Below are 2,529 nucleotides of genomic sequence, written 5' to 3'. Positions count from 1 at the left end.
ACGCCGGTGACCTTGACCCGCGCGCAGAAGGCGGCCGCCATACTTGTGGCGATGGGCAAGCCGTCGGCCAGCCGCCTGCTGAAATTCTTCAAGCAGGAAGAACTGAAGGCCCTGATCGAGGGCGCCCGGCTGCTGCGGACGATTCCGCAAAGCGATCTTGAGCGCATTGTCGCTGAGTTCGAGGCCGAATTCACCGAAGGGGCGGGATTGCTCGATTCCGCCGACAGGATGGACACCATCCTCAACGAATCGCTCTCGCCCGAAGAGATGAGCGCGATCATGGGCGACAGGAAATTCGAGGTCGCACCGGAAGGCCCGCCGCCGATCTGGCCCGAGCTCGAAAAGCTCGAACCGGCGCGGCTTGGCGCCTTCCTGGCCGGTGAGCATCCGCAGACAGCGGCCATGGTGTTGTCGAAGCTGGCGCCGCAGGTGGCGGCGAGCGTGCTGCTGACACTGACCAAGCCGATGCGTGGAGAAATCATCAAGCGCATGGTGACGATGGCCAATGTTCCCGACGCTGCCGCCAGGATCGTCGAAAACCGGCTGCGCACCAGTGTGCTGGCCGAAACCTCGACCAAGGATACCTCGGCCGGACAGGCGCGTGTCGCCAGCGTCCTCAACGAACTCGACAAGCCGCTGCTCGAGGAGGTGATGCAGGATCTGGAAGCCGCCGGCACGCCTGATCTCGACGGCGTGCGAGCCCGGCTGTTTGCTTTCGACGATCTGCCGCTGCTCACCCAGAAAGCGCGGGTGCTGCTGTTCGACGGGCTATCGACGGAGCTGGTCACGCTGGCCTTGCGTGGCACGTCGGCCGCCCTTGCAGAATCGGTGCTGTCGGCCATCGGCGCCCGCTCGCGGCGCATGATCGAAGCCGAGCTCGGGCAGGGCTCGGACGGGATCCCCCTCGCCGATATCATGGCGGCCCGCAAGACGATCGTGACGACGACGATCCGGCTGTCGCGCGAAGGCGCCTTCGAACTCCCCTCGACCCAAGACGCCGCCTAGGACCGCGCCATGGCTGACGCGGTCGACAAGGATTCGAAAACCGAAGAGGCGACGGAAAAGAAGATCCGCGACACCATCGAACAGGGCAAGCTGCCCCATTCGCGGGAGACAGCGCTCTTTGCCTCGTTCGTTGCCATACTGGTGTTCACCGTCTTCTACGCCAAGGATGCGATCATCGATCTCGGCATGTTCCTGTCGATGTTCCTGGAGAAGCCGGAAGCCTGGCCGATGGACACGGAGACCGACGTCATCGCGCTTTACAAGATCGTCCTGCTCGAGGTCGGCCGCGCCGTCCTGAGCTTGATGGTGCTGCTGACCGTCGCCGGCGTCGGCGCCTCGGTGTTCCAGAACATGCCGCAATTCGTAGGCGAGCGGGTCCGGCCGCAACTCTCGCGTATTTCGATCGCCAAGGGTTGGAACAGGCTGTTCGGCATCCAGGGTTGGGTCGAGTTCCTGAAGTCACTCGGCAAGGTCGGGTTTGCCATCGTCGTGCTGAGCTTCACCCTGTCGGAAGACCACCGCAAGCTGCTCGCCGGGATGATCACCAATCCGGTCGCCTTCGGTCTCGTCATCCGCGGCATCGCCGTCGACATCCTGGTGGCGATCGTCTTCGTCATGGGGCTGATCGCGGCAGTCGACATCGTCTGGTCGCGCTTCCACTGGAAGCAGGATCTGCGCATGAGCAAGCAGGAGGTCAAGGACGAGTTCAAACAGTCCGAGGGCGACCCGATCGTCAAGTCGCGGCTGCGCTCGCTGGCGCGCGACCGGGCGCGCAAACGGATGATGACGGCGGTGCCGCGCGCGACGCTGATCATCGCCAACCCGACGCACTTCTCGATCGCGCTGAAATATGTGCGCGACGAGGACTCGGCGCCCATGGTGCTGGCCAAGGGCCAGGATCTGGTGGCGCTCAAGATCCGCGAGATCGCGCGGGAACACAACATCCCGATCTTCGAGGACGTGGCGCTCGCCCGCTCCATGTACAAGCAAGTTTCGGTCGATAATGTGATCCCGTCACAATTCTACCAGGCCGTCGCCGAACTGGTGCGGATCGTCTACTCGAAAAAGGCTGAGCGCAGACAGATTTCATGAACCGGCAACCGCACGCAAAATCCCGCGAGATCATCGTCGCCAGCGCCATCGAGCAGGTGGTGGGCGAACTGAGGCTGATCGATGTCGCCGACTACATCGCCTTTATCCGGCTGGAGCATTTCGCATGCCTGTCGGACCTGGTCGATTCAGCGGTTGAGTTGTTCTTCATGCCGGGTACTCTGCGGCTCGGCCATGGTGGTGAGGCGCATGTCGACTGGAGCGGCAGCCCGCGCATCGTGCTCGATCTGGAACTGAGGCCGCCCGGCGTCACCGTCTATTTCCAGCTGACGCTGAGCGAGCTCGGCGCGTCGGTGGCGGTCAACTACGTATCGTTCGAGAAGCCGGGCGAAGACCCGGAGCGCAACACGGCGCTGCTCGAAGCGGTGATCGAAGAGGCGCGTATCCGCAAGGTCGAGCCGCAGAGTACCCGGC

At 63.5% G+C, this 2,529-nt stretch carries 3 protein-coding genes; all 3 read left to right on the top strand.

The genetic code is table 11. From position 1 onward, the window contains the following. The coding region (locus tag ENZ75_RS28310; RefSeq protein WP_245481266.1) for a flagellar motor switch protein FliG at window positions 1–1,005 on the top strand (1,005 nt) is incomplete at its 5' end. A gap of 9 nt (window positions 1,006–1,014) precedes the next feature. Beyond that, entirely contained in the window at window positions 1,015–2,097 is a 1,083-nt protein-coding gene (gene flhB, locus ENZ75_RS28305) for a flagellar biosynthesis protein FlhB (protein WP_024502683.1), read from the top strand. Continuing rightward, window positions 2,094–2,529 (top strand): hypothetical protein (locus ENZ75_RS28300; protein WP_128278488.1); only part of this gene is annotated, 436 nt, incomplete at its 3' end. The genes flhB and ENZ75_RS28300, both read left to right, overlap by 4 nt.

Origin of the sequence: Mesorhizobium sp. M7A.F.Ca.CA.002.04.1.1 (genome assembly GCF_004022805.1) — a bacterium.
Lineage (GTDB): Bacteria > Pseudomonadota > Alphaproteobacteria > Rhizobiales > Rhizobiaceae > Mesorhizobium > Mesorhizobium ciceri.
The sequence above is the reverse complement of the archived record's forward strand: the minus strand, read 5'-3'. Positions and strand labels throughout refer to the sequence as shown.

Bases quoted from the DNA above. Each gene is read 5' to 3' on its own strand.
- flhB (WP_024502683.1), top strand. From the start codon at position 1,015: ATGGCTGACGCGGTCGACAAGGATTCGAAAACCGAAGAGGCGACGGAA.